Raw genomic sequence first — 25,240 nt, 5'->3', positions numbered from 1 at the left:
AAATTGCGTTAATTTTTCCATTTGATGTTACAACCTATACTTGGCTTTTGCTTTTCGGGTATAGCAGTATCGTTTAAAATAGCATCTAATGCAGCTCTTATGTCACTTCCGGTAACCGAGATGCCATTACTGGGTCTAGAGTCATCTAACTGACCTCTGTATACAAGTTTTAGGGCTTTATTAAAAATATAGAAGTCTGGGGTACAAGCAGCATCATATGCTTTTGCTACTTCTTGGGTTTCGTCGTATAAGTATGGGAAGGTGTAGCCCTCTTCAATTGCGGTTGACTTCATTAGCTCAGGGGAGTCATCTGGGTAATTTTCTACATCGTTGCTAGAGATAGCAGCAAAAGAAATCCCCTTGTCGGTATAATCTTTGGCAAGGGCTACCAGTTCTTGGTTTACATGTATTACAAAAGGGCAGTGGTTACATATAAACATAAGTACTGTGGCTGTGTTGCCTTTTATCGTATGAAGAGATAATGTATTGCTGGTAATAGTATCGGGTAAGCTAAAATTTGGGGCCATGGTTCCTAACGGAAGCATATTGCTGGGTGTTCTTGCCATAATTTATAATTGTATTAAGAGTAAATAATATTTACTTAGGATAAAATGTTTTTTTATAAATTGTAAATTCAATGTAAAATTAAGCAGTAAAATGAAAACAATAAAACAATGGTTTGATGAATATTCAGTAAGTCACCAGAACGAAACTAATATACAAATTCACTTTATATGCGTACCGGCCATCTATTTTTCAATTGTGGGTATGTTATTATCCATTCCGGTTGGTTTTTTAGGGAATATAGCTCCAACGTTGTCGCCGTTGTTAATTAACTGGGCAGCAATTGCCATTCTGTTTGTAATGTTGTTTTATGTGTTTTTGTCTATTGCTACTGCTTTAAAAATGCTTTTCTTTTCGGTGGTATGTTTAGTAGCTAATTATTATTTAGGTATGATATTACCACTTTTTTATGTTTCCTTAGCCATTTTTGCTGTGGCATGGGTAGGTCAATTTTATGGGCATAAAATAGAAGGGAAGAAGCCGTCTTTTTTAAAGGATATTCAATTTTTATTAATAGGTCCCGCATGGGTGATGCACAAGATGTTTAATTAAAAAAATGAAACTACAATATGAAATATTGTCTTCTACGATTGAAGTTTAAAAAGTAAAAGGTTGTACAAGTTCATTGATAGTTCTTTACTATATGTTCTTGAAACTGTTTCAAGAAAAAACGTATTTTAGTAAACGCATATGAGGCATATATTGAAAGCTTGTCTCATGAAATAATGTATAAACTAAAAGTGCATAATGAATAAAGAAACTAATGATTTAACATGGGACAATTTTTCTAAAGTAAAAATGGCGGTGGGTACAATTTTAGAAGTAAAAGATTTTCCTGAAGCTAGAAAACCAGCCTATCAATTATGGATTGATTTTGGGGATACTATTGGTGTTAGGAAAACCTCTGCTCAAATAACTAAAAAATATAAAAAGGAAGATTTACCAGGAAAGCAAGTAGTGGCGGTAATAAATTTTCCTGAGAAACAAATTGCTAATTTTATGAGTCAGTGCTTATTGCTTGGAGCAGTAGCTGATGATGGAGAAATTACACTTATAAAACCAGATAGTGCTGTGCACAATGGTTTATTTATATCCTAAAATAATAACAGCCATACAATTTTGTATGGCTGTTATTATATGTAATTAAAACTAAAATCTCTTACGAGTAATTTTCTATAATAAAGAAAATACTATTAAATATCTTCGAAGCTTATATCTGTAAACTTCTCAGTACCGTTAGAAGCTTCTTCTGTTTCATAAAAAGATTCCTTTTTAAAATCTTTTTGATGACGCTCAGAAATCACTTCTTCTCCTTTTTCATTAATTACAAAATCTGTCATTTCAGACAAGATTTCTTTAAAAGCTGTAAAATCTTCTTTGTAAAGATAAATTTTGTGCTTCTTGTAATGGAAAGAACCATCATCGTGAGTGAATTTCTTGCTTTCAGTAACAGTTAAATAATAATCTCCGGCTTTGGTAGCTCTAACATCAAAGAAATAAGTTCTTCTACCGGCTCTAAGTACTTTTGAGAAAATCTCATCTTTCTCTAGTAAGTCTTTGTCATTCATAATTCCCTCTAACTTGTTTAGTTGAATAGTATTTTGTTCAAAAATGTGAAAAAAATCATAATATAGCAAACAATTAATGACTTTCTTTTTCGTGAAGTTGATTTACATATAGTTCTTTATAGTACCCCTCAGTTTTTATAAGTTGATTATGAGTGCCTTGTTGTACTATTTTTCCATTGTCTAAGACCATTATTTTATCCGCATTTTTTGCAGATGAGATACGGTGACTTACAATAATGGTAGTGGTTTCATTGGCTATTTCTAATAAATTGCTTAGAATTTTCTCTTCTGTCTCGGTATCAACAGCCGATAAACAATCATCAAATAAATAAATCTGAGCATTCTTAATCAAGGCCCTTGCAATAGAAATACGTTGTTTTTGTCCGCCACTTAAAGTAATCCCTCTCTCGCCTAAAACAGTATCGTATTTTTTGCTAAATTTATTAATATTCTTATGCACTGAAGCTCGTTTTGCAGCTTCAATTACTTCTTCATCGGTAGCATTGCAGTTACCAAATTTTATATTGTTTTTAATACTATCTGAAAATAGAAAGGCATCTTGTGGTACGGCACCAATGGCCTTTCTTAAATCGGTTAAGTTTACCTCTTTAATAGGGGTGTTGTCTATAAAAATGGTTCCTTCAGAGGTGTCATACATACGACCAATAAGATCAAGAATAGTAGATTTACCCGATCCGGTTTTACCTATAATAGCTAATGTTTCTCCTTTTTTTACTTCAAAAGAAACATTATCTAATGCTTTAATGTTAGTATCTTCATAGGTTAGAGATACATTAGAAAATGTAATGGTACCTTTAACAGTAGTAGGGGAGGTTTTATGGTTTTGTACACTTGGTATTTCATGTAAAAATTCGTTAATTCTTTTTTGCGAGGCAGCTGCCTGCTGCACTATAGAACTAACCCAACCAACGGTTGCAACAGGCCAAGTAAGCATCTGTACATAAATAATAAACTCGGCAATAACTCCTACGCTCTCTATTTTGCCTTCTATATAAAGCATACCGCCTACATAAATAACAACTATGGTGCTTATACCAATAAGAAATAGCATTAATGGGAAAAACCAAGCTTGTATTTTGGTAAGATTCATACTTTTATTAGTTCCTTCTTGCGCCAATTCTTCTATTTTATCATTAATTCTGTTTTCTATACCATACGCTTTAATAACGCTAACTCCTGAAAATGTTTCCTGAGAAAATGTAGAAAGCTCTGATAAAAACTCTTGCACAACAGTAGTTCTTTTATGTATGGCTTTGCTTATGTAATAAATCATTACCGATAAAAATGGTAGCGGAATAATGGTGTATAGTGTTAAAATAGGTGAAGAGTATAGCATTAGAGGAATAATACAAACAAACAACGTTAGTGTTTGTATGCTGTACATAATAGCGGGTCCGGCATACATTCTTACTTTACCAACATCTTCACTAATACGGTTCATTAAATCACCTGTTCTATTTTTTTTATAAAAATTAAGTGATAACTTTTCGTATTGTTGAAAGATTTCGTTTTTAAGATCAAACTCTATATAGCGTGAAACATTAATGATGGTTTGTCTCATTAAAAAGGTAAATAAAGCAGATAGTATACTTGAACCTATTATAATAGCAATATACTGTATAAGTGTTCCCATGAATTCAGATGAAGGAACATCATTATCAAAGCTTTCTTTTATTACATTAAATGTTTTTCTAACGTAAGGGGGCATTACTAAAGAGAAAACACGCGCTATAATAGTAATTACTAACCCTAAAAGAAGCTTATATTTATATTGTAAGAAGTATTTATTTAGATGTTTTAATTCTTTCATTTACAATTTTTCTTATTCGGAATAAGCATTTTATCCTGAGCAAATATAGGGGTTTATGAGTTTATCAAAACAGAAAGTTAGGTTAATAAAATAGATAGGTATAAATTAATAGGAATTTTACGTCCTAATTTAAAATATATATTATTTTTGCCGCGAAAGAAAATTTCTTTCAATTATAATATCTAAAGTTCTTACTTATATGTTAACACGAAGACACATCAGAGTAAAGGTTATGCAATCGCTTTATGCATTAGCACAATCTAATCAGATTAATTTAGAGAAGGAAGAGAGGTTTCTTTTAACTAGCATGGATAACATGTATTCGCTTTACCTTACTTTAATTAATTTAATGGTAGAGATACAAAAAATGGCGGCTTCGCAATTGGACATGTCTCAGAAGAAGTACTTGGCAACCGCCGAAGATAAAAATCCGAATAAGAAGTTTGTGTATAATGAAGTGCTTACCATGTTGGTAAATAACGAGTTACTTCAAGATGCTATTGAAGAGCGTAAACTTAATAATTGGTATCTTGATGATGAGTATGTGAAAATTATTTATAAAGATATTTTAAACAGTGAGCTTTATAAAGATTATATGAAAGAAAAGGTATCTACTTTTAAAGAGGATAAACAATTTATTATAGATGTTTATAAAGAAATTATAGCTCCTAACGAAAAGTTATATGAATATATTGAAGATCATAAACTTACATGGATAGATGATTTACCTGCTGTGAATACAATATTTCTTAAATTTTTACGTAAATTAAAAAACAACGAGCATCCTCAATCTTATTTTTTACCAAGATTATTTAAAGACGAGGATGATAAAAATTTTGGTGTAGACTTACTTAAAAAGACGGTACTAAACGATGAGAAATTACAGGAGCAAATCAACGGAAAAACGCCTAATTGGGATACTGATAGAATTGCTGATGTGGATAATATTTTATTAAAAATGGCAATTTGTGAGTTCTTAAAATTTCCATCTATTCCGGTTAAGGTATCTATAAATGAGTATCTTGAGGTAGCAAAAGAGTATTCTACTCCTAAAAGTAGTATATTTATAAACGGAATTTTAGATAAAGTAGTTAAGGATTTTGAGCAGTCTAAACAATTAAATAAGGTTGGAAGAGGACTACTCTAAATTTAATTAGTACATTTAACATCAAAATAAATATTTTTAAGTATGAAAAAAAGTATATTACTAGTTTGCTCTATGGTTTTAGCAATTGGTTTTACCTCTTGCGAAGAAAAGGCAGTTGATAAAGTGAAAGCTGAAAATGTTGAAGCAGCAGCTGAAAGAGATGCTAATGCTAATAGGTTTCCAGTAATGAAATTTGAAGAAAAAGTATTTGACTTTGGTCACATACAAAAGAATGAAAAGCAAACGCATACCTTTAAGTTTACTAACACAGGTGATGTGCCTTTAATTGTATCTAAAGTAAAAAGTTCTTGTGGATGTACAATTCCTGAAAAACCAACAGAAGCTATTCAACCAGGTAAAGAGGGTGAAATTAAAGTAACTTATAATGGTAGTGGTAAAGGTCAGGTTTCAAAAACGATAACTATTAATGCTAATACAGAAAAAGGAGTAGAACGTGTTTCTATCAAAGCTTTTGTTGAAGTACCTGAAGCAGCAACTACAGCTGTAAAATAATAATTAATTAATTAAGATTATAGAGAGATGCAACAAGGTTATATGATGTTGCTTTTAATGGTTGTGCTTGTCGTTTTTATGATAATCCCACAATTTAGAAGACAAAAACAGGAAAAGAAATTTGCGCAAGCTTTAAAAGTAGGTGATAAAGTAATTACTAAAAGTGGTATGCACGGAAAAATAGTTCAGATGGCTGATGCTTCATGTGTTATTGAAACTTTATCGGGTAAGATTAAATTTGAAAGATCTGCTATTTCTATGGAAATGAGTAGTAAATTAAACGCTCCTGCTACAGAGGATAAGAAAAAGAAATAGTTTTTTCTATTTTCTAGAAACAAAAAAACCGACTTGTTTATAGTCGGTTTTTTTGTTTCTTATTTTGAATAGTTTCTATTCTTGTTCATTTTCATCTTCGGCCATCGAGTTTATCTTTTTAAGCTTTTCTTGCCAAATGGCTAATGATTCTTTATGATTATTAATGTTCTTAATAACGTCTCTTACTAATGGGTTGCTTTCATCTACATTGGTAAAAAATTGCATATTGTTTTCTAACTGACGGATTTCAGCTTTTACTTCATCAATTTTTCTTCTTATAAAAGTGTGCTCGTTTTGAAGTTGTCTTCCGCTATTTTCGTCGCTTGCTAAATGATCTAGTTTGTTGCCGTATTTAATAAGCTCAGCTTGTTGCTTGTCCATATCAAGCTTTTTAAATAAGGCATCTATAATTTTATTAAACTTACTTTCTATGTTACGTTTATTAAAAGGAACTCTTCCAATAACTTTCCAGTCAGCAATAAACTTCTTAATATCGGTAAGATCTTTCTTGCTGTCGCCAGATAATTGATAATCTTTTAAATTATCCAAAAATTCTTTTTTCTGATCTAGAGCTTCAAACTCTACCTTCTGAGCTGCATTACGTTCAGAGTGTAAGCGATTAAAGTAATGGTTGCACGCTGCCTTAAAGTCTTTCCATACTTTATCGGAGTGCTTTCTAGGAACATGACCAATATGTTTCCAATCCTCCTGAATTTTTTTCATTAAAGGAGTAGTAACTTCAAAATCCTCATTGCCTTTATTAGCATCTGCTATAGCCACCAATTCAAGCTTTTTATTAAGGTTGTCTTGTTGTTCCTTTTTTAGGTTCTTATAAAAAGCATTTTTATTGCGGTTAAAAGTTCTAACCGACTCTTTAAAATCACTCCATGTTTCTTCGTTTACCTTTGCAGGCACTTTACCAGCACTAAAGAAGTCTTCTCTTAGCTTTTCAATTTCTTTAATAAGCTTTTGCCATTGGTTGTGTGAAGTAACCTTAGATGCAGCTATTTCTTCAATAGCCTTAATGATTTCTTGTTTACGAACAAGGTTTTGTTCGTATGCTTTTTCTATGTTTTGGTAATATTCCTGTCTTCTGTCGTGAATTATCTTAGTGGCATTACTAAAACGCTCCCAGATAGCTTCACGTTGTTCTCTTTCTACAGGACCAATATCTTCTTTCCAAACTTTATGTAAAAGTTGTAACTCTCTAAAAGCTTTATTAATGTCTTTTTCTTCAGAAAGCTCTTCCGCTTTTTCAATAAGTTTTACTTTTTCTTCTAAATTATGTTTAAAGTCTAAGTCTCTAAGGTCTCTGTTAAGATCTAAGAAATCATAAAACATTTCTGTATGAAACTGATAGTTTCTCCAAACATCGGTATAGTTAGCTCTAGGTACGGGTCCGGCATTACGCCATTGCTCTTGTAAATCTTTAAAGTGCTTGTAGGTTATATTAATGTTCTCTTCAACATTTATAAGACTTTTAAGCTCTTCTATAATTACCAATCTTTTTTCAAGATTGCCTTTTAAGGTAAGTTCTATATTTTTATAATAGCTGTTACGTCTCTCTTTGTACTCATTATACAGACTATTTAACTTTGACTTCTCAGGAACGTGGTAACTAAAGTCAATTTCGTTCCCTCCTTTATCAATAAAGTCTTCTTTTTTCTCTTCAAGAAGTTGACCGTATTTAAGATCGAATTCACTCTTAATATGATCAACATGTTCTTTTATAGCCTGTACTTTATGATCTTTAAGTAGCTGTTCAAATTCGTCTACCAAATTAGTCATGCTCATAGCATGGTAATCGGCCATAGGAATAGAATGTCGCTGAAGGTTATCATCATCTTCTGCGTCCTCTGCATTTGAGTCATCAATTTCTCTGTGGACATCCTCGCTTTCGGGTGTGTTTACTACTTCTTCCTGATCCGTAGAATTGGCTTCAGTAGCTTCTGTAGTAGATTCGTTAACGGTTTCTTCATTACGAATCGGTTCTTGTCCGTCTGCGTTTTGCAGGTTATCGTCTTTTTCTTCTAACATTTGCGCAATGTTTTAAATTGAGTAATAGTTGTATGCATGAAAGATACTAACAACAAATTAGTATGACAAAAAAAATATAAAAATTACGTACTTTTTTTACTATTCTCAGAAATTGTTTGCTTCACCCCATATTTCCCAAGCTTTTTCTGCTTGCCCTGAAAGCATTTGTGAACCATTAGCAATGGTAGCTCCTTTTTTTTCTCCTAGCTGTAAAAATGTTGTTTTTTCAGGGTTGTATATTAGATCGAACAATAAGTGTTCGTTGGTAATATGATTGTAAGAAATACTAGGTTTATCCTCTATGTTGGGAAATGTACCTACAGGGGTTGTGTTAATGATAACTTTATAATGCTGAATGATTTCTTTATTGAGGTCTGTGTAGGCAAATTGTTTTAGTTTAGGACTTCTAGATACAAATTTATATTTAATTTTAAGCAAGCTCATTACATAAGCAACTGCTTTAGAAGCACCTCCTGTACCTAAAATAAGTGCTTTTGTATGATTTTTAGTTAGTAATGGCTGAATAGCTTTTAAAAAACCGTAATAGTCAGTATTGTAGCCTATTAGCTTCCCATCTTTAACCTGAATAGTATTCACGGCACCAATAGCTTTTGCGGTAGCATCTAAATCATCCAAGTAAGGTATAACGCTTTCTTTGTACGGAATGGTAACATTAAATCCGGTAATGTTTTTATGGGTTTTTAAAATATCAGGAAATTGAGATATTTCTGGAATATCAAAATTTGTATAGAAAAAATCAGTTCGATTTTCGTTTTCAAATTTGCGATTAAAATACCCTCTAGAGAAAGAGTAATCTATATTTTGTCCTAATAAACCAAAAAGATGCTTATACTTTTTTTCTAGTTCGTTTTCCATACCAGTCCAATATTAATATAATGGCAATGCCAATAATTATAAAAATAAATGCTATCCAGGTATCTAAGTTAGTAAAATCGGGTATATAACGCTTATAGTTTTGTATAATTTTTACTCCGTTGGAGTCATTGAGGAAGTTTCCTTGCACATCTGTTTTGTATATAGCAGTTTTCCAAGGCCACACAACTCCTAAAGAACCAGAGATAAATCCAATAATAACAGCCGTGCTAATATGTTTAAAATGCTTTAAAACATAATTAAGTAAATGAGATAAGGTAACAAGTCCTATAGTAGATCCTAAAGTAAAGATACCTAATATTTCTAGTATTCTTATTCTTTCCGGATCTGAAACAAAACTAAAATCCCCTTTAAATAGGTCACCAATAGTATCGTACAGCGCATTAACGGAATCTACTAGAAGTAATACATAATTACCAAGTAGTATGAGAATAAAAGAACCAGAAAGCCCAGGGAGGGTCATTCCTGAAACACTTATCATTCCACAAAAGAATACAAAAAATAGATTGTCATTTTCTTTGGCAGGGCTTAAAAAACTAATTGAAATACCAACTGCAAGTCCGGTAAGAAATGATATGATTGTTTTGCGATTCCAGTAATGAAAATCTTTTGCAATATAGTAGATAGAGCCTACAATCATTCCAAAGAACGCTGCCCAAACATACAGTTCTTTTTTAGCAATAAAGTAATCAAGAATTTTTGAAATACTAAAGTAGCTCACTAGCATACCAAAAATAAGTAATGCCAAAAAGCGTCCGTTAATATATTTATACAAACTAGTAAAACGTCCGTTAATTAAAAGTTTAAAAGCCTTACCGTTTATCTTCTGTAAACTATAAATGAATTCTTCATAAAATCCGGCCACAAAAGCAACCACTCCTCCAGAAACTCCAGGGACTTTATTGGCTGCGCCCATAGCAAGCCCTTTTGTCACAAGAAAAAACTTGTCTCTAAAAGTGCGTTCTTTGTAATACATTTACTCTTTGTTAGAGGTAGAGGCTATCCTTTCTAAAATTATAATGGTTAGAAAACCTACTACCATTAATAGTATAGCTAAAAGTAATTGCGGGTCTCCATCAAAAGAAGTAGGCAAAATACTTTTTTCTCTTAAGATAACTTCTTTTTCATGGATAATGGCAGTTTCTAAGACTTTTTTCCATGGCCATATTTTATTTAACGATCCCAAGATAAAACCAGTAAGAATAGCTAAAATTAAATCTCTATGATGATTAAATAACCATTTAAGTAATCTTGAGAAGGCTAGTAGCCCAAAAATAGCACCTAAGCCTACAGTTGCTATAGTTTTAAAGTCTCTGTTATCTATTGCGTCAAGAATCGTTTTATAGGCACCCAATAAAACTAAAATAAAGGCTCCTGAGACTCCCGGCAATATCATAGCGCATATGGCTAGTGAACCTGCAAAGAATAAAAATAACAGACTGTCTGTTTTACTTAGTGGAGGTAAAGAGGTAATATAAAATGCTATTAAAGCAAAAATAATTAAGGCTATAATAACCACTAAATTCCATTTAGTGACTTGCTTTCCTACAAAATAAATACTAGCCAATACGAGTCCGAAGAAGAAAGACCATAATAAAATAGGTTGGTTTACTAATAACCACCCAATACCCTTAGATAAGGAAATAACGCTAATACCTATTCCTGCCACTAAGGCCACTAAGAAATTTGCGTTTGCTTGTTTCCAGGCTGCAGCAATACCTTCTTTTCGTAGGGTTTTTAATAAATCGAAATTAATATTATTAATAGAATTTATGAGTTCTTCATAAATTCCAGAAATAAACGCTATAGTTCCTCCGGAAACTCCTGGAACAATATCTGCTGCCCCCATGGCTATGCCTTTAAGGGTAACAACAAGGTAACCTAAAAATGATCTTTGCATGATTAAATTTTAATCGGTTCGGCAAAAATAGAATTTTTTTTCAGGAAGCCTTTTTAAAGTTTGTTATAAAATTCTTAACACTTGGTCTACAATAAATAGAAGGGAATAATTTAGAGATGTATTCATAACCTTCATAATTATGTCTTAGCGCATTTAAAAGATGATATTGTCCTTTAATATCGTCGTGTTCTAAGTAGTATAGAGAAGCTAAACGGTATTCCAATTCACTACTTTCAGGGTGAAATTCTAATCCTTGAAGTAATGTAATAATAGCCGAGTTGTATTCTCCTAAATGGGTAAGTATATCAGCCCAAGAAACCCAGGTTTCAAGTTCATAATTACCTAATTCTACTGTTTTTTGGTAAGCAATATCTGCTTCTTCATATAAACTTAATTGCTTATTGATTTCAGCACTTCTTTTCCAATACAGTACATTTTCCTCATCAATACTAATGGCTTTATTTATGTAGTATAAAGCTTTTTGAAAATTATTATTTCTATAATAGAAATCTGTAATAGCAATCCAACCTTTATCTAATAAAGGATCTTCATGTACGGTTTTATAATAGAATTGTCTGGCAAGTTCATAATTACCTAACTTTTCATGACATTTTCCAATTCTTAAATACGCAAATGAGGTAGGATCATCTAGCTCTAATGTGTATTCGTAGTTTTCGATGGCCTCATTATAACGCTTAAGTTTTTCTAAAACTTTTCCTTTTTCAAGATAAGCGCCTATAAAAGAGTCATCTGATATAATGGCAAAATCATAAGCAGATAGTGCTTCTTTAAACATTTTCTTGTTCCAATATTGTTTTCCTAGTTGATGCCATGCAACCTCGCAATACGGATTTAATTCCAAGTAGTCATTTAAAAAATAAATACAACCACTATACTCTTCAAGGTATTCAAAACAATACACTAAGTTGTATAAAGAGGCATAATCTAAATAATCTTCTTTTAATGATTTTATAAAGAAATTTTTTGCCTCACTGTAATTGTCAATAAATAAATATTCCATGCCAATCATAGAATAGATATCTCCCGACATTTCATTGTCAATGGCAAGTGCTTTTTTAAGCATTGCAATAGCCTGTAAGTGCTTATCTTGTTTACTTAAAATATTAGCTCTTTGAATATAAATTTCTTCATTACCCGGTTGCAGTTCCTGTACCTCATTAAGAAGTCTTTCCGCAAGATCGAGCTTGTTTTCGAAAATTAATATTTCAATTTGAAGCAATTTTAATTCAGGCGAAGTAGGATGTTGTTCTAATCCTAACTGTATAGCTTTCTTAGCTTTAGTTACTTTTCCCTCATCTAAATAGTGAGTAGTGATCTGTTCAAAATCGGTTGAATCGAAGAAAAAAACATTATTCGTTTTTAGCATCGATTCAAATTTAGCCAAAGGCAAATTATAATCTTCATTTGAACTAAACTGCATAGGCGAAGCTTTTTTTGATTTCTACGTTATTAAATTTACTATATGAAAATTAAACTTTGACTAAAATGTTGTTATATTATCAACAATTTAGTTAACAACTATTAGTTAAAGCTGTTTAAAGCCTCTAAAATGTAATTACAGCCTTCTTTTATTTCTTCATCTGAAATGGTTAGCGGTGGTGTAATTCGTACCGCTTTTGGTTCAAACATTAACCAAAATAAGATAAGTCCTTTATTAAAACACTTAAGTATTACATGGTTGGCTACATCGGCATTTTTTACCATTATAGCTAGCATAAGTCCTTTACCTCGCACCGACTCTATTAGCGGGTGTTGAAGTAATTCTCTAAATAAGGCTTCTTTTCTTAAGGCTTCTGCCATCAAATTACTTTCCAGTACTTCTTTTAAAGTAGCTAAACTAGCAGCAGCAATTACCGGATGACCTCCAAAGGTGGTAATGTGCCCTAATTTAGGAGCATTTGTTAGTTTTTGCATATGCTCGTAAGAGGCAATGAAAGCTCCCACTGGCATGCCTCCGCCCATACCTTTTCCAATTGCTAAAATGTCTGGTACAACATTAAATTGTTGAAAACCAAATAGGGTACCTGTTCTACCAAATCCTGGTTGTATTTCATCTAATATTAATAACGCTCCAACTTCTTCACAACGTTGTTTTACCTTTTTTAAATAGTCGTTTTGCGGAGGTACAAATCCGGCACTACCTTGAATAGTCTCTAATAATACTCCGGCAGTTTTTTCTGTTATTTTTAGTAAATCATCTTCGTTATTAAACTCAATAAAATCAATATCAGGTAATAAAGGTCTAAAGGCTTGCTTTCGATTTTCGTTGCCCATAACACTCATAGACCCTTGAGTATTGCCATGATATGCATTATTAGCAGCTATTAATTGCGTTCTGCCAGTTATACGTTTTACTAGCTTTAAAGAACCTTCTACTGCTTCTGTACCTGAATTAACCAAGTACGTACAATTTAATGATTCTGGTAATTGTTTGGCTATTAGTTTAGAGAATTCCACTGCTGGTGATTGTGCAAACTCTCCATAGACCATTACGTGCATGTATTTTTCAGTTTGCTCTTTTATAGCATTCATAACTTTTGGGTGACAATGCCCTAAAGTACATGCAGATACTCCTGCCACAAAATCTAAGTGTGCTTTTCCATCAACATCATATATATAACTTCCTTTGGCGTGTGAAACTTCCATAAACAAAGGATGTGGAGAAGTCTGTGCCTGATATTTTAAAAAGTCATCTTTCATTCTTTACAAAGATTTACTTAATAATTGAGATTAAATGCTCCGAGACTTGTCTCGAAGTAGAAATGCAATGCTTTACTAAATGCTTCGTGGGCTTGCCCCGAAGTAGTTCACTCGATAATCGAGGTTACATGTTCTGAAACTTGTCTCTAAGTAGTTTACTCAAAGGTTTTTCGTTACGAACTATGTTGTTCTAAGTTATTTCCTCAATTTAATGTTGAGGTTTTAGATTTTTCATCTTGTTATTGGGGGCTGATGGGGTTAGCAGAGTAGGAGCTTTATCTTTGTTGATTAAGTCCTTCTGGGTTGGTTCAGTTGTTTCATATTCTGGTATTTCCCCTTCATTAGGGGTAGAGGTTCTGCCCATTTCCTCCATATCAATGCTAATCGGATCATCAATGCCTCTAATTTTCACCAATTCAACATTTAAATCATTTTCATCAAAAATATCATCTTTGGTGTAAATTCGTTCATCTCCACGCCAATAAAAACCGGGAAGCTTACGTGCATTTTTCGGTAAGTCTTCCTCTCTATTAATGGTAGACTCTGTCTTAATCATGTTAGTGATAGAAGTAATGGCATTATCTTGCATTTCTATTTCTATTCTGCTACAAATAGATTTGTCTATACCAACAAACTCAGTTTCGTCATAGGCATAATAAAGTGATTCTGTATTCTGAATGATGTTTATTTGATACATCTCATTTTTGTCATTGAACAAGCCATAGAGGTTTTTACCTTTAACCTGATTATAACCATCACCAAGGGTATCTTTTTCAATAATAAAGGCATTGTTCATAACCTTTAAAGAGTCTAATTTTTCGGTTTTTAAATTAGATACTAAATGAATACTATCACCCGTCATTTGATTGCCACCATTCCATAATACGGGATTGTATTTGTAAAAATCACGTTCAGGTATTTTGGGCGGAATAATTCGTATTAATTGTGTTATACCAGTTACCTGACTAGAATGAATAGAGTCGCACTTACCTGAAAGATCTGTTTTGTAGAATTTAGCATTTTTAAAGGCTCTAATAATACGTTCGTTTTCTTTACCAGTAAGCATTAAAGTATCACCATGAATATATACTGAGTCGTTTTCTACCACATTAATAGCTACCGCTTTTTTGGTTACAAACATGGAGTCTTTTGCTTTCCAAACTTCTCCGTAATGACCTTTAACCACCCCTTTATTTATAGTGTCTATAATTTTAATATTATTGGTAGCCGCCGCATACTCCTGTAGCTTATTAAAGTATACACTATCACCATTAATAATACGGTCGTCATAATCTATACGCGTGTTTTTAACTCCATAACCTTTTTCGGTTGCTGTGTTATAAAAACCTCTTTCACAATAAAAAACATAGTCTTCTCCGTTAACGGTAGATGGGCCATATAAGTAAGCGTGTTTACTTCGTTCGTAGTAGTCTAATTCATCAGAGTCTAGTACAAAGTCTTTATTTACGATATGTACATTTTTATTGAACTGAAATTTTTCAGTTTCAATAAAATACTTTCCGCTAATGCTGGTAAGTACATTTTCTGGGTCTGTAACGGTAGCAAAATTGTTGTAGTAGCATTGCTGCAAAGCTCTGTTGAAATATAATTTTTCGGTTTCTAATTTCATTTCTTTACTTCGCAAAACCACATTTTCTTCTGCAACGGCTAGTTTGGTGTTACCATCGTATTCAATGTAATCGCAATTCATTTTAATAGAATCACCCTGTTGCAGATATACATTACCCGAAGCCTGAATGAAGTTTTCTTTTTGGAAATACACGGCAATATCACACCAAACATCTATTCCTTCATGCTTAAATCGTACTTGTTTGGTATCGCCATTAAATATAGATGCACCCGGAAACTTTTCTTCGTCCTTGTGAAAATTACGTCCGTCTACTATTTCTATTTTCTTTTTTTGTTCTTGTGCGGTTAGCGTAAAGAAGGTAATGCACAACAGTAGTAAAGAAAAACAGGTTTTTAAGTTCATGAAATTAAATAATAATTTTGTTCAAAAGTACAATTTTTCCTTTACAAGAAATATGCCAGTAGACGAATAGAAATAAAAAAGACTATTTAAAAAGTAGATTTGAGTTTTAATAAACGCTACTTTTTAAATAGTCTTTATATACTAGACTATAAACAGACTATCTGTGAATGGTTTGTGTTCTATCCGGACCAACAGAAACTATCTTAATAGGAACCTCAAGTTCTTTTTCTAAAAATTCAATGTAATCTGTTAGTTCTTTAGGTAATTGGTCAGCAGAAGTCATTTTAGTTAAATCTGCATTCCAACCTTTTAATTCAGTATAGATAGGGGTCACATTTTCTTCCTCAATGTTATAAGGTAAGTGATCTATAGTTTCTCCTTTGTATTCATAAGCAGTACATACGTTTAATGTTTCAAAACCACTTAAAACATCACTCTTCATCATCATTAACTGAGTAACTCCGTTAACCTGAACGGCATATTTTAAAGCAATTAAGTCTAACCATCCGCAACGTCTTGGTCTACCTGTTACTGCACCAAACTCGTTACCAATTTTAGCCATTTTTTCACCTACTTCATCAAAAAGCTCTGTAGGGAATGGGCCACTACCAACACGTGTAGTATATGCTTTGAAAATACCAAAAACTTCTCCTATTTTATTAGGAGCAACCCCTAAACCAGTACAAGCACCAGCAGCGGTAGTGTTAGAAGAGGTAACAAACGGATATGTACCAAAGTCAATATCCAATAAAGATCCTTGAGCCCCTTCTGCTAAAATTGTTTTATTTTCTTTAAGCGATTTATTTAAAAACTCTTCACTATCAATAAAAGTAAGCTCTTTTAAAGCTTTTATTGCAGCAAAGAATTCTTCTTCAAGTTCCTCAAGATTATATTGAATGTCAACTTTATAAAAGCTAATCATTTCTTCATGCTTATCAGCAAGTGCTCTGTAACGATCTTTAAAATCGTCTAGTTCTAAGTCTCCTACACGTAACCCGTTACGTCCAGTTTTATCCATATATGTAGGGCCAATACCTTTAAGAGTAGAACCAATTTTAGCTTTACCTTTAGAAGCTTCAGAAGCGGCATCTAATAAACGGTGCGTTGGTAATATTAAGTGAGCTTTTCTAGAAAGGATTAATTTCTTTTTAATATCTATATTAAACTTTTTTAAACCTTCTAGCTCGCCAATAAACACTACTGGATCAATAACCACGCCGTTACCTATTACATTAATAGATTCTTCGTGAAATATACCGGAAGGAATAGTTCTTAATACATGTTTTATACCATCAAATTCCAATGTATGTCCTGCATTAGGACCTCCTTGAAAACGGGCTATAATGTTATAGTTTTTAGTTAAAACGTCTACAATTTTACCTTTACCTTCATCTCCCCATTGAAGTCCAAGTAGTAAGTCTACTGCCATTTTGTTTTATTAAAATATGTTATTCTGTTTTGTTTTCTTTGGTACCATAGAAGTATAATGAATGATTGTGTATTTTAATATTAAATACTTCTTCTATAGTTTGTTTAATGCTTTGTATACGAGGGTCACAAAACTCCATTACCTCTCCTGTATCGGTAAGAATCACGTGATCGTGCTGCTTGTCGAAATAAGATTTCTCGTAATGTGCCTGATTTTGCCCAAACTGATGTTTGCGTACCAAGTTACATTCTAAAAGTAGCTCTATGGTATTATATAGCGTAGCTCTACTAACACGGTAATTTTTATTTTTCATTTTAATATAAAGAGACTCTATATCAAAATGTTCTTCACTATCGTATATTTCCTGAAGAATTGCATAACGCTCAGGAGTTTTACGATGCCCCTTTTCTTCTAAAAACTTTGTAAATACGTTTTTTACAATCTCTTGATTTTTTTCATTTACCATGATACACGCATCAAATTCCAAACGACAAAAATAGTGTTTATATTTTGTATCTGAAAAAGTATCTACTACATTCTTATTACTTTATCAATACCATTGATTTTTTTCAGGTTTTCGATAAGTTTTTTCAGAATTGTTCGGTTCTTAACATTTAAAGTGATTTTACCAGAAAAGATACCGTCATCGGTATCAAAATTTATATTCCTCATGTTTACATGCATGTTATCAGATATTATTTTGGTAACATCACTTACTAAACCAAGGTGATCTATCCCTGTTAATTTAATAACCGCAGTAAATTCTTGTTGCGTAGAATCAATCCATTTAGCCGGTAATATTCTGTAGGCATAATTTGATTGCAGAGAAATGGCGTTAGGACATGATTTTTTATGTACCTTGATACCTTCGCTAATAGTTATAAAACCAAATACATTATCTCCAGGTATTGGGTTACAACAATTAGCAAGTTTATATTCCAGTTTTTCTTCTTCTTTACCAAATACAAGTAGATCGTACTTTTCGGTAATTTCATCTTTATGTAAGTCCTCAGAAATATGATTGGGTCTTCTTATTTTATTCTTAAAGAAGTTTACAAACATATTGCTTCGGCTATTAGAATATTCTTTAAGCATTTTATTATCTATAGTACCTACCCCAATTCTATAAAATAAATCGAGACTGGTTTTTAGCTTAAAGAAAATTACTAGTTCGTTAACAATATTTTCGTTGAAATTAATTTTCAACTGTTTTAATTTGCGACGAAGAATTTCTTTTCCATCTTCAGCAATATCTTTTTTCTCTTCTTTGAGCGATGATTTAATTCTAGTTCTAGCTCTTGCTGTAGTAGCATAATCTAACCAGTTTACTGTAGGTTTAGCTGAGTCTGAGGTAATAATTTCTACCTGATCTCCACTTTTTAGTTTATGACTTAAGGGTACTAGTTTTCCGTTTACCTTAGCACCACGTGTATGCAGGCCTACTTCGGTGTGAATACTAAAAGCAAAGTCTAAAGGAGTAGCTCCTTTGGGCAACGACTTTAAGTCTCCATTAGGAGTAAATACAAAAATTTCTTTAGAGTACAGATTAAACTTAAATTCTTCTACAAAATCAACCGCACTCAATTCAGGGTTTTCAAGGGCATCTTGTAAACGGTTTAGCCAAACATCTAGTCCTTGTTCTTTTTGTTCCCCGTGTTTGTATTTAAAGTGAGCAGCATATCCTTTCTCTGCTATTTCATGCATACGTTCACTACGTATTTGTACTTCGACCCAACGACCTTTTGGGCCCATTACGGTAATGTGCAAAGCCTCATAACCTGTAGACTTAGGAGATGAAATCCAATCTCTTAAACGTACTGGGTTAGGACGGAAGTGATCGGTTACAATAGAGTAAATTTTCCAAGCGAGGAATTTTTCGTTAGCCGTATCTGATTTGTAGATGATTCGTATCGCAAACTTATCGTATACTTCTTCATAGGTTACATTTTGCGCTTTCATCTTACGACGAATAGAGAAAATAGATTTAGATCTACCTTTAATTTGATAGTTTAAACCTTCTTTATCTAAGCTTTCTCTAATAATATTGGTAAACGATTGAATGTAGGTGTTTTGGGCTTCTTTACTTTCCTCAATTTTGTTGGCAATACCATTGTACATTTTAGGATCGGTATATTTTAATCCTAAATCTTCGAGCTCTGTCTTAATGTTATATAACCCAATACGGTGTGCCAATGGTGCATAGATGTAAAGGGTTTCAGAAGCAATTTTTTCTTGCTTATGAGGTGGCATAGAATCCATGGTTTGCATATTGTGCAAACGGTCTGCAATTTTTACCAAAATAACGCGTACATCGTCATTCATGGTAAGTAGCATTTTTCTAAAATTCTCAGCCTGAAGCGATACATCGTTCCCTTTACTTAAACTTGATATTTTAGTTAACCCATCTACAATTTTAGCAATTGTAGGGTTAAAAATATGTTCAATATCTTCTAACGTGTATGATGTATCTTCAACAACATCGTGAAGTAATGCTGATGCAATTGCAGTAGCGTCTAACCCTATTTCAGAAGCAATAATTTTTGCTACTCCAATAGGATGAAATATATAAGCTTCACCACTTTTACGGCGTTGCTCCATGTGGGCATCCACAGCGGTGTCAAAAGCTAATCGTATTAGTTTTTTATCGTCATCGGAAAGTGACTGATAACTAATTCTTAGTAACTCTTTATACTCACGCGCTATTGCCTTGTTTTCCTGTTCAGTATCAATTACAGCCATAAATTCCTCTCTTTAGATAAAGTTAGTATAAACTTTTAAGATTTCAAATTTTTAAATCGCTGTAAAAGGGTAGGGTGAGAGTAATGTACAAATACGTAGGTTTTATGTGGGGTTAAATTACTCAAACTATTTTTAGATAATTTTTTTAGTGAGGTTATTAAAGGTTCAGCAGCGTAGGTTTCTTTAGCATAGTTATCTGCTTGATACTCAAATTTTCTGGAAATATAATTCATGACCAATCCTGTTATTTCCGAAATAGGACTATATAAAATACCAAAGGCAATTAAACCTATATGAAAGCTTGGAATAGAAACTCCTAATGCTTCAGAAAGCAAAGGGTCATTTATAAATAATGATAAAATAAATAGAGTTAAACCTGTTAGAAGCGTAGAAGCAATAAGATTGAATATGATGTGTTTCTTTTTATAATGACCTACTTCGTGGGCTAAAACAGCAACTATTTCTTCAGTATTTAGGTCGTTGATTAAAGTATCGTACAATGTAATTCTTTTGGTTGCTCCAAAACCAGAGAAGTAGGCATTGGCTTTTGTAGACCTTTTAGATCCGTCTATCACATAAATAGCATCTAGTGTAAATCCTACTTTGTTTGCGTATGTTGTAATAGCAGTTTTAAGCTCTCCATCTTCTAAAGGAGTTTGTTTATTAAAAATAGGTACAATAAGGTTGGCATAAAACATATTCATAAACAAAGAGAATACAGCCACTAATCCCCAGGCGTACAACCAAAATTTTTCTCCTGTTAACTGATAAAACCAAATAATAAGTGCCATAATAGCGCCTCCTATGATAGCTCCAATTAACAGTCCTTTTATTTTATCAAAAACAAATAACTTTTTAGTCATTTTGTTGAAACCAAATTTTTCTTCAATAACAAAGGTGTTGTAATAAGAAAAAGGTAATGATAGTATGCTGCTCGCTAACATAATGATACCAAAGAATAACAAGGCTATTAGTATTTCATTTTGTGTAATGCTTCGGGCTATACTATCTACAAACTGAAAACCACCTAAAAGAAAGAAAGCTAAAGTGACTATAAATGTGATACCCCCTGAGAGGTTACCAAATTTATGTTTCGCTTTTTTGTAAGCTTGAGATTTTTCATATTCCTCAGGGGCGTATACATCTTGTAGCGGTTCAGGAATAGGGTCATCATATTTTTTAGCATTAAGGGTATCTATACATTGGTCAACTAAAAAGTCTACAATTAATAATCCTATTATGATATAAAAAAGTAGGGTTGCGGTCATGGTGAAATCTTATTATAATGTATGATGAATTTAATGGAACTTTCTTTGGCGTTTGGCTTCAAAAATAAGAATAGCTGCGGCAACAGATACATTCATAGAATCTATTTCGCCTTGCATAGGAATAATGATGTTCTGTTCGGAATTTTGTAACCAATCATCACTCAATCCGGTGGCTTCAGTACCTACTACAATAGCTGTTGGGCGTGTAAAGTCTTGTGTTTGGTATGGAATAGAAGCTGTTAAAGCCGCGCAATTAATAGCAATAGATTTACTTTTAAGAAAACTAATAATTTCCTCTGTACTTCCTGTAGCTACATTATTGGTGAATATGCAGCCTACACTAGACCTTATAATGTTCGGATTGTACATATCTGTTTTAGGATTGGCTATAATAACAGCATCTAGGTTTGCAGCATCGGCAGTTCTTAAAAGTGCGCCAATATTACCAGGTTTCTCAGGAGCTTCTGCTACTAGTATAAGTGGATGTTCTCTTTTAAAGTTGAGATTGTCTAATGTAAGTTCTTTACTTTTAGCTATTCCAACAATACCTTCTGTGGTTTCTCTGTAGGCTATTTTTTGATATACCTCTTTTGATATTTCTATGAGTTCTGGTGTTTCAGAAGTGTAAGAAAGTATATTCTCTAACGTGTTTATATCACAAATATCAGGGTAGAATAATAGCGTCTCAATGGTATAATTACCTTTAAAGGCTAACGCTATTTCACGTAGACCTTCTAAAACAAAATCTCCTGTTTTTTTTCGTAAACGCGATTTTTCTTTTAACTGAAGTATTTCTTTAATAAAAGCATTTTGTGTACTTGTAATAATTTTCACGAGCTAGAGTATTTCTGCAAAAATACTATTTTAAGTCATCAACTCCTTAATCATTTACAATAAGCTTATTAAACATTAAAGAATCCGAGGGTCTTGGTGCATCATCATAAACAATAGAATTGTTTTTAGATAAGACTACCGTTCTGGGAATAAATTTTACTTTAAAAAATGTACTCAGTTTAGAATGTTCTCTATCTAAAAGCAGATATTGATGCTTATCTGCAAAGTAGGGTTGCATGGTTTTAGACATGTTATCCCATGCTTCTTTTTGGGTGTCCGTAGAAATATATATAAAGCTAACATTTTCTGAGCTAGTTAGTTTTTTACTATTATTACTACCTTCTTTTAATTCTTTAATACATGGAAAACACCAACTTGCCCAAAAGTCTATTACTTTTTTATTTCCTTTTTCCTTATTAAGAATTTCTTTAATAGTTATGGTATCTCCGTTTCGGGTTAATAATTTTTCTTCTAGTACAGGATTGGGTAATTGTAAGTCAAAGAAATCTAATTTACTTTCAATGTTTTTTATTTCGGCTAGGTATGAACTATCAATAGTTGTTTTTCTGAATTCTTCGATGGTGTTTTTTAGAATTGTTTTTGCTTTTTTGCTTCTTCCAAATCCTTTTTTATAATAATCGGCTATAAGCTTAGCTAACAAATAATTTTTTACTTTACCTTCAAAGTTCTTTTCAATAAACTCTTTTTCATCAAAAAAGTTTTCTTTGTTAAATTCAAAATAATCATGGTTTACAAAATAATACCTAACATAATCTGCAATCGCTCTTTTATAATAATCATTGGTTATTAAATCTGGTTTCTTAAATGTAGATAATTGAATATTATCAAAATAATCCTTGGTGTTAAATACATTTTCCATGCCGCTAGCATTCTTAGCATTGTCTTTTAAAGTACTAAACACGCTATTTACATCATTAAAATAAATTTCAGCACCGCGTACAGCAGATAAGCAAGTAGATTTTATCGATCTTGGAGCTATAAGATTGTAGTAGTATTCAAAGTAAAGTTCTTCTTTAACTGTTTTCTTAAAACCTTCGGTTACATCTTTATGGTTTTTAAGGTACTCTTCTAAAAAAGTAATTTTTTTAGTATACACTTCTTTGGCTTCTTTTTTATAAAGTTTAATGTCTTCTTTATAGTGTGGCCAGTCGTAGTTTTTTGCGTTGAGTTGGGGAAAGAAATTGTAATCAGATGCGTGTGTTCCCTCAAAAATCATGTTACCATTAGTGATTTTAAAATTGAGAGTATCTCCTGGAGTAACAAATATTTTAAAATTTAAAAAATTATCTTTTCCAAAATACATGATTTCTTTAAGTTGAGCACCATTGCTTTCGTTGTAAACTAGTTGTAAAGTGTCATTTTTTATTTCTCTATGTAAGTTATGTTGGTTTGTTCCATAAAGATAACTGAAATTCATGATATGGAAATACTCTAAACTTTCCGTATGATTAGAAGTGCCTTTAAAGTAAACACTATTAGCTGGGTCTATTACTTTTTCAGTAGTTGGTGTATTAGTCTCGTTTGTAGCAGTTACTTTTTCTTGAGGAGTTTTTTTGTTATTAATACAACTACTAAGTAAGCCTGTTAAAATTAGTATTAGAGATATTTTATAAACATAATGGGGAACAAATATTTTTTTAATCGCATGCATGGAAAATTATTTTTTGACAGAAGGAAGAGGTTCTTTTGAGAGTAACCTATTATTTTTGTCTAATGTTATTATGTAAGGTAGTGAAAATATTTGTAAGTATTTTATTATTTTTGAATTATAAGGGGTTACCAAATAAAAGAAGTCTGATTTATTTTTAAAAGTATTTTCATTTGGTTTATTTAAGTAAACAGTTATTAGGCTTTCAGTTTTTGAATAGGAATTGTCAAGATTAATATTTTTACTATTATCGTTAGTAAATACAATCTTTATAATTCTCTTAGAATTAAGGATATCACCAAAGCTAAGGGTGTCTCCCTTTGAAGAAATAATTTTTTCTGTAGTAACATCTTTCGGAAGTTTGAAATTGTTCTTTTTGAAATCGTTCTTGCTCAATACTTCATAAACAAGCTTCGGGATAGTTTTGTCAGTTGAGTTTTGGTTGAAGTTGTCAAGAGTTTGTTTTAATAACTGGTAGTTGTCTAGTGAATTATGAAATTTTTTATAGCTATAAGATATCAGGAATCTGCCTATAAGATAGGAGTGTAAATCATCACTAAAATTAGCGTCAATATATTTTTTTTCGTTTAAAAAGCTTTCTTTAGAATAGTAAGTTGTATTGTTTTTTATAAAATAAAATCTAATTAAAAATGATAGCGCTTGTTTAAAGTGACGACTGTTAATAAGGTTTTTATTTTTAAAAAGAGAAACATCAATAGAATTAAAATATTCGTCAGCCTCAAATGCGCTATTATTTCTATATTTAGAATAAATGCCATCTAAATGTGAAAGATATTGATTTTTTAAAAAATTCTTTATTCCCCGTGGGAAACATAAATAATAATAATATTGAAAAAGTAATTCGTTATTGGTGTCATCTAAAAAGGTTTTTGAGATTTCGGGATGTTTTAGATGATAGTTATTTAAAAACGTAATTTGTTTTTCATAGATACTGTCAAGAATAGTTTTGTACACTTTACTGTTTTTATTGAAGTTAGGAGGAATCAGGTTTTTCCTTTTTAATTCAATAAAGAAATTATATTCTGCTGTATGTGTTCCGTACAGGTTAATAGAATCATGTTTTATGTTTAGAGTAAGCTTGTCTCCTGGAGTAATGTAAACGAAGAATCTTTTTTTACCTATTCTGATTTCTTTAAACTCCGCTTTTTGATCCTTTGAATACGAAATGGTTTGGTTGTTGTTTTCTAGTTTTTCTACTAAATTTTTCTGGTTAGCAGTATAAAATTTCTTCTCGTTAAGAATTACAATTTTATCCTTAATATTAGGATTGTCTGTAATTACTTTTATGATAACAGTAGAAGAATCTAATACATTTGTTACAGGAATGCTAGCAATATTTTTCTGGTGTTTAGAACATGAAATACCTGAAAGCCCAATCGCTAGTATTATAATGATTACATATAGTTTTGTATTCATTTAATTAGATCCGTTTATTTTTTGATTATATCTATTGTATAATTCGGTTTGATGTGATTCTAAACTAATATCTCTACCTTGAATAAATGCTTTAAATAAATTATTTGTTCGCATATCTAATGCATCCCCCTCTGAAATAAACAGGGCAGCATCCTTGTCACTTTCTAAGGTTCCCATAGTATCTTGAATTCCTAAAATAATGGCTGCATTTATGGAGATAAGACTTAATGCTTCTTCTTTGCTTAAACCGTATCCTGCACAGGTACCAGCATAGAAAGGTAGATTTCTAGTACTCATACGTTCCATATCTCCATTAGGATTTAAAGAAACGATACCTTTAAAGAATAGATAATTTTTCATAAACCTTAATGTTGTCTTGAA

At 32.0% G+C, this 25,240-nt stretch carries 22 protein-coding genes and 1 pseudogene; 5 read left to right on the top strand and 18 right to left on the bottom strand.

Annotated elements, in window-relative coordinates; all coding sequences use genetic code 11:
- Positions 1–8: 8 nt before the first annotated feature.
- Positions 9–566, bottom strand: a complete 558-nt coding sequence (locus tag NBRC110019_RS13995; protein WP_281755870.1) for a thioredoxin family protein — start codon at positions 564–566, stop codon at positions 9–11.
- 91 nt (positions 567–657) lie between these two features.
- Here NBRC110019_RS13995 and NBRC110019_RS13990 point away from each other — a divergent pair, with 91 nt between their 5' ends.
- Together NBRC110019_RS13990 and NBRC110019_RS13985 are read left to right on the top strand one after the other, a co-directional pair.
- Positions 658–1,116: an Mpo1 family 2-hydroxy fatty acid dioxygenase gene (locus NBRC110019_RS13990; protein ID WP_281755868.1), complete on the top strand. Its 459-nt coding sequence runs from the start codon at positions 658–660 to the stop codon at positions 1,114–1,116.
- Between the two features lie 195 nt (positions 1,117–1,311).
- A complete protein-coding gene (locus NBRC110019_RS13985) occupies positions 1,312–1,662 on the top strand; it encodes a tRNA-binding protein (RefSeq protein ID WP_281755866.1) in 351 nt (116 codons plus the stop codon).
- A 95-nt stretch (positions 1,663–1,757) separates the two neighbouring features.
- On the opposite strand, the gene NBRC110019_RS13980 is transcribed toward NBRC110019_RS13985, so the two are convergent.
- Both NBRC110019_RS13980 and NBRC110019_RS13975 read right to left on the bottom strand, forming a co-directional pair.
- Positions 1,758–2,132 (bottom strand): PUR family DNA/RNA-binding protein, encoded by a 375-nt coding sequence (locus NBRC110019_RS13980; protein ID WP_281755864.1) that lies wholly within the window; start codon positions 2,130–2,132, stop codon positions 1,758–1,760.
- A gap of 73 nt (positions 2,133–2,205) precedes the next feature.
- Positions 2,206–3,963 carry an ABC transporter ATP-binding protein gene (locus NBRC110019_RS13975; protein ID WP_281755862.1) on the bottom strand — a complete coding sequence of 586 codons (1,758 nt, stop codon included), beginning with the start codon at positions 3,961–3,963 and terminating at the stop codon, positions 2,206–2,208.
- A 199-nt stretch (positions 3,964–4,162) separates the two neighbouring features.
- On the opposite strand from NBRC110019_RS13975, the gene nusB reads away from it, so the two are divergent.
- Genes nusB through yajC form a run of 3 tightly spaced genes read left to right on the top strand, consistent with a single transcriptional unit; the run spans position 4,163 to position 5,938 of the window.
- The gene (gene nusB / locus NBRC110019_RS13970) at positions 4,163–5,110 is read left to right on the top strand and encodes a transcription antitermination factor NusB (RefSeq protein WP_281755860.1); all 948 of its coding nucleotides are present in this window, start codon (positions 4,163–4,165) and stop codon (positions 5,108–5,110) included.
- A 42-nt stretch (positions 5,111–5,152) separates the two neighbouring features.
- On the top strand, positions 5,153–5,623 hold the full coding sequence (locus NBRC110019_RS13965; protein ID WP_281755858.1) for a DUF1573 domain-containing protein: 471 nt from the start codon (positions 5,153–5,155) through the stop codon (positions 5,621–5,623).
- Positions 5,624–5,650: 27 nt separating this feature from the next.
- Complete coding sequence (gene yajC, locus NBRC110019_RS13960) at positions 5,651–5,938, top strand: preprotein translocase subunit YajC (RefSeq protein WP_281755855.1); 288 nt, start codon at positions 5,651–5,653, stop codon at positions 5,936–5,938.
- Positions 5,939–6,013: 75 nt separating this feature from the next.
- On the opposite strand, the gene NBRC110019_RS13955 is transcribed toward yajC, so the two are convergent.
- The 15 genes and pseudogenes from NBRC110019_RS13955 to NBRC110019_RS13885 form a co-directional block, all read right to left on the bottom strand.
- Positions 6,014–7,975, bottom strand: coding sequence for a DUF349 domain-containing protein (locus tag NBRC110019_RS13955; protein WP_281755853.1), 1,962 nt, complete (start codon positions 7,973–7,975; stop codon positions 6,014–6,016).
- A gap of 105 nt (positions 7,976–8,080) precedes the next feature.
- Positions 8,081–8,851 carry a shikimate dehydrogenase family protein gene (locus NBRC110019_RS13950; RefSeq protein WP_281755851.1) on the bottom strand — a complete coding sequence of 257 codons (771 nt, stop codon included), beginning with the start codon at positions 8,849–8,851 and terminating at the stop codon, positions 8,081–8,083.
- Positions 8,823–9,845 carry a DUF368 domain-containing protein gene (locus NBRC110019_RS13945; RefSeq protein ID WP_281755849.1) on the bottom strand — a complete coding sequence of 341 codons (1,023 nt, stop codon included), beginning with the start codon at positions 9,843–9,845 and terminating at the stop codon, positions 8,823–8,825. The genes NBRC110019_RS13950 and NBRC110019_RS13945 overlap by 29 nt, the downstream gene beginning before the upstream one ends.
- Positions 9,846–10,769: a polyprenyl-phosphate transporter gene (locus NBRC110019_RS13940; RefSeq protein ID WP_281755847.1), complete on the bottom strand. Its 924-nt coding sequence runs from the start codon at positions 10,767–10,769 to the stop codon at positions 9,846–9,848.
- A 40-nt stretch (positions 10,770–10,809) separates the two neighbouring features.
- Positions 10,810–12,210: a tetratricopeptide repeat protein gene (locus tag NBRC110019_RS13935; RefSeq protein ID WP_281755845.1), complete on the bottom strand. Its 1,401-nt coding sequence runs from the start codon at positions 12,208–12,210 to the stop codon at positions 10,810–10,812.
- Positions 12,211–12,311: 101 nt separating this feature from the next.
- The gene (locus tag NBRC110019_RS13930) at positions 12,312–13,490 is read right to left on the bottom strand and encodes an aspartate aminotransferase family protein (protein WP_281755843.1); all 1,179 of its coding nucleotides are present in this window, start codon (positions 13,488–13,490) and stop codon (positions 12,312–12,314) included.
- A gap of 208 nt (positions 13,491–13,698) precedes the next feature.
- The gene (locus NBRC110019_RS13925; RefSeq protein ID WP_281755841.1) at positions 13,699–15,483 is read right to left on the bottom strand and encodes an OstA-like protein; all 1,785 of its coding nucleotides are present in this window, start codon (positions 15,481–15,483) and stop codon (positions 13,699–13,701) included.
- A 157-nt stretch (positions 15,484–15,640) separates the two neighbouring features.
- The gene (locus tag NBRC110019_RS13920) at positions 15,641–16,912 is read right to left on the bottom strand and encodes an adenylosuccinate synthase (protein WP_281755839.1); all 1,272 of its coding nucleotides are present in this window, start codon (positions 16,910–16,912) and stop codon (positions 15,641–15,643) included.
- Positions 16,913–16,931: 19 nt separating this feature from the next.
- Positions 16,932–17,378 (bottom strand): Fur family transcriptional regulator, encoded by a 447-nt coding sequence (locus NBRC110019_RS13915; protein WP_281755837.1) that lies wholly within the window; start codon positions 17,376–17,378, stop codon positions 16,932–16,934.
- 65 nt (positions 17,379–17,443) lie between these two features.
- Positions 17,444–19,651 carry a RelA/SpoT family protein gene (locus NBRC110019_RS13910; protein WP_281755836.1) on the bottom strand — a complete coding sequence of 736 codons (2,208 nt, stop codon included), beginning with the start codon at positions 19,649–19,651 and terminating at the stop codon, positions 17,444–17,446.
- A gap of 35 nt (positions 19,652–19,686) precedes the next feature.
- Entirely contained in the window at positions 19,687–20,919 is a 1,233-nt protein-coding gene (locus tag NBRC110019_RS13905; protein WP_281755834.1) for a M48 family metallopeptidase, read from the bottom strand.
- 30 nt (positions 20,920–20,949) lie between these two features.
- The gene (locus tag NBRC110019_RS13900; RefSeq protein ID WP_281755832.1) at positions 20,950–21,753 is read right to left on the bottom strand and encodes a TrmH family RNA methyltransferase; all 804 of its coding nucleotides are present in this window, start codon (positions 21,751–21,753) and stop codon (positions 20,950–20,952) included.
- Between the two features lie 46 nt (positions 21,754–21,799).
- Positions 21,800–23,425, bottom strand: a complete 1,626-nt coding sequence (locus tag NBRC110019_RS13895) for a TlpA family protein disulfide reductase (protein WP_281755830.1) — start codon at positions 23,423–23,425, stop codon at positions 21,800–21,802.
- 6 nt (positions 23,426–23,431) lie between these two features.
- Positions 23,432–24,859, bottom strand: a complete 1,428-nt coding sequence (locus tag NBRC110019_RS13890) for a hypothetical protein (RefSeq protein ID WP_281755828.1) — start codon at positions 24,857–24,859, stop codon at positions 23,432–23,434.
- A pseudogene (locus tag NBRC110019_RS13885) lies at positions 24,860–25,192 on the bottom strand (amidohydrolase family protein); the annotation flags it as partial. It lies immediately after the preceding gene.
- Positions 25,193–25,240 lie beyond the last annotated feature (48 nt).

This window comes from Neptunitalea chrysea (assembly GCF_027924145.1).
In the GTDB taxonomy this organism is placed as follows: Bacteria; Bacteroidota; Bacteroidia; order Flavobacteriales; family Flavobacteriaceae; genus Neptunitalea; species Neptunitalea chrysea.
Note: the sequence above shows the minus strand (reverse complement) of the source record. Positions and strands in the feature narration are given on the sequence as shown.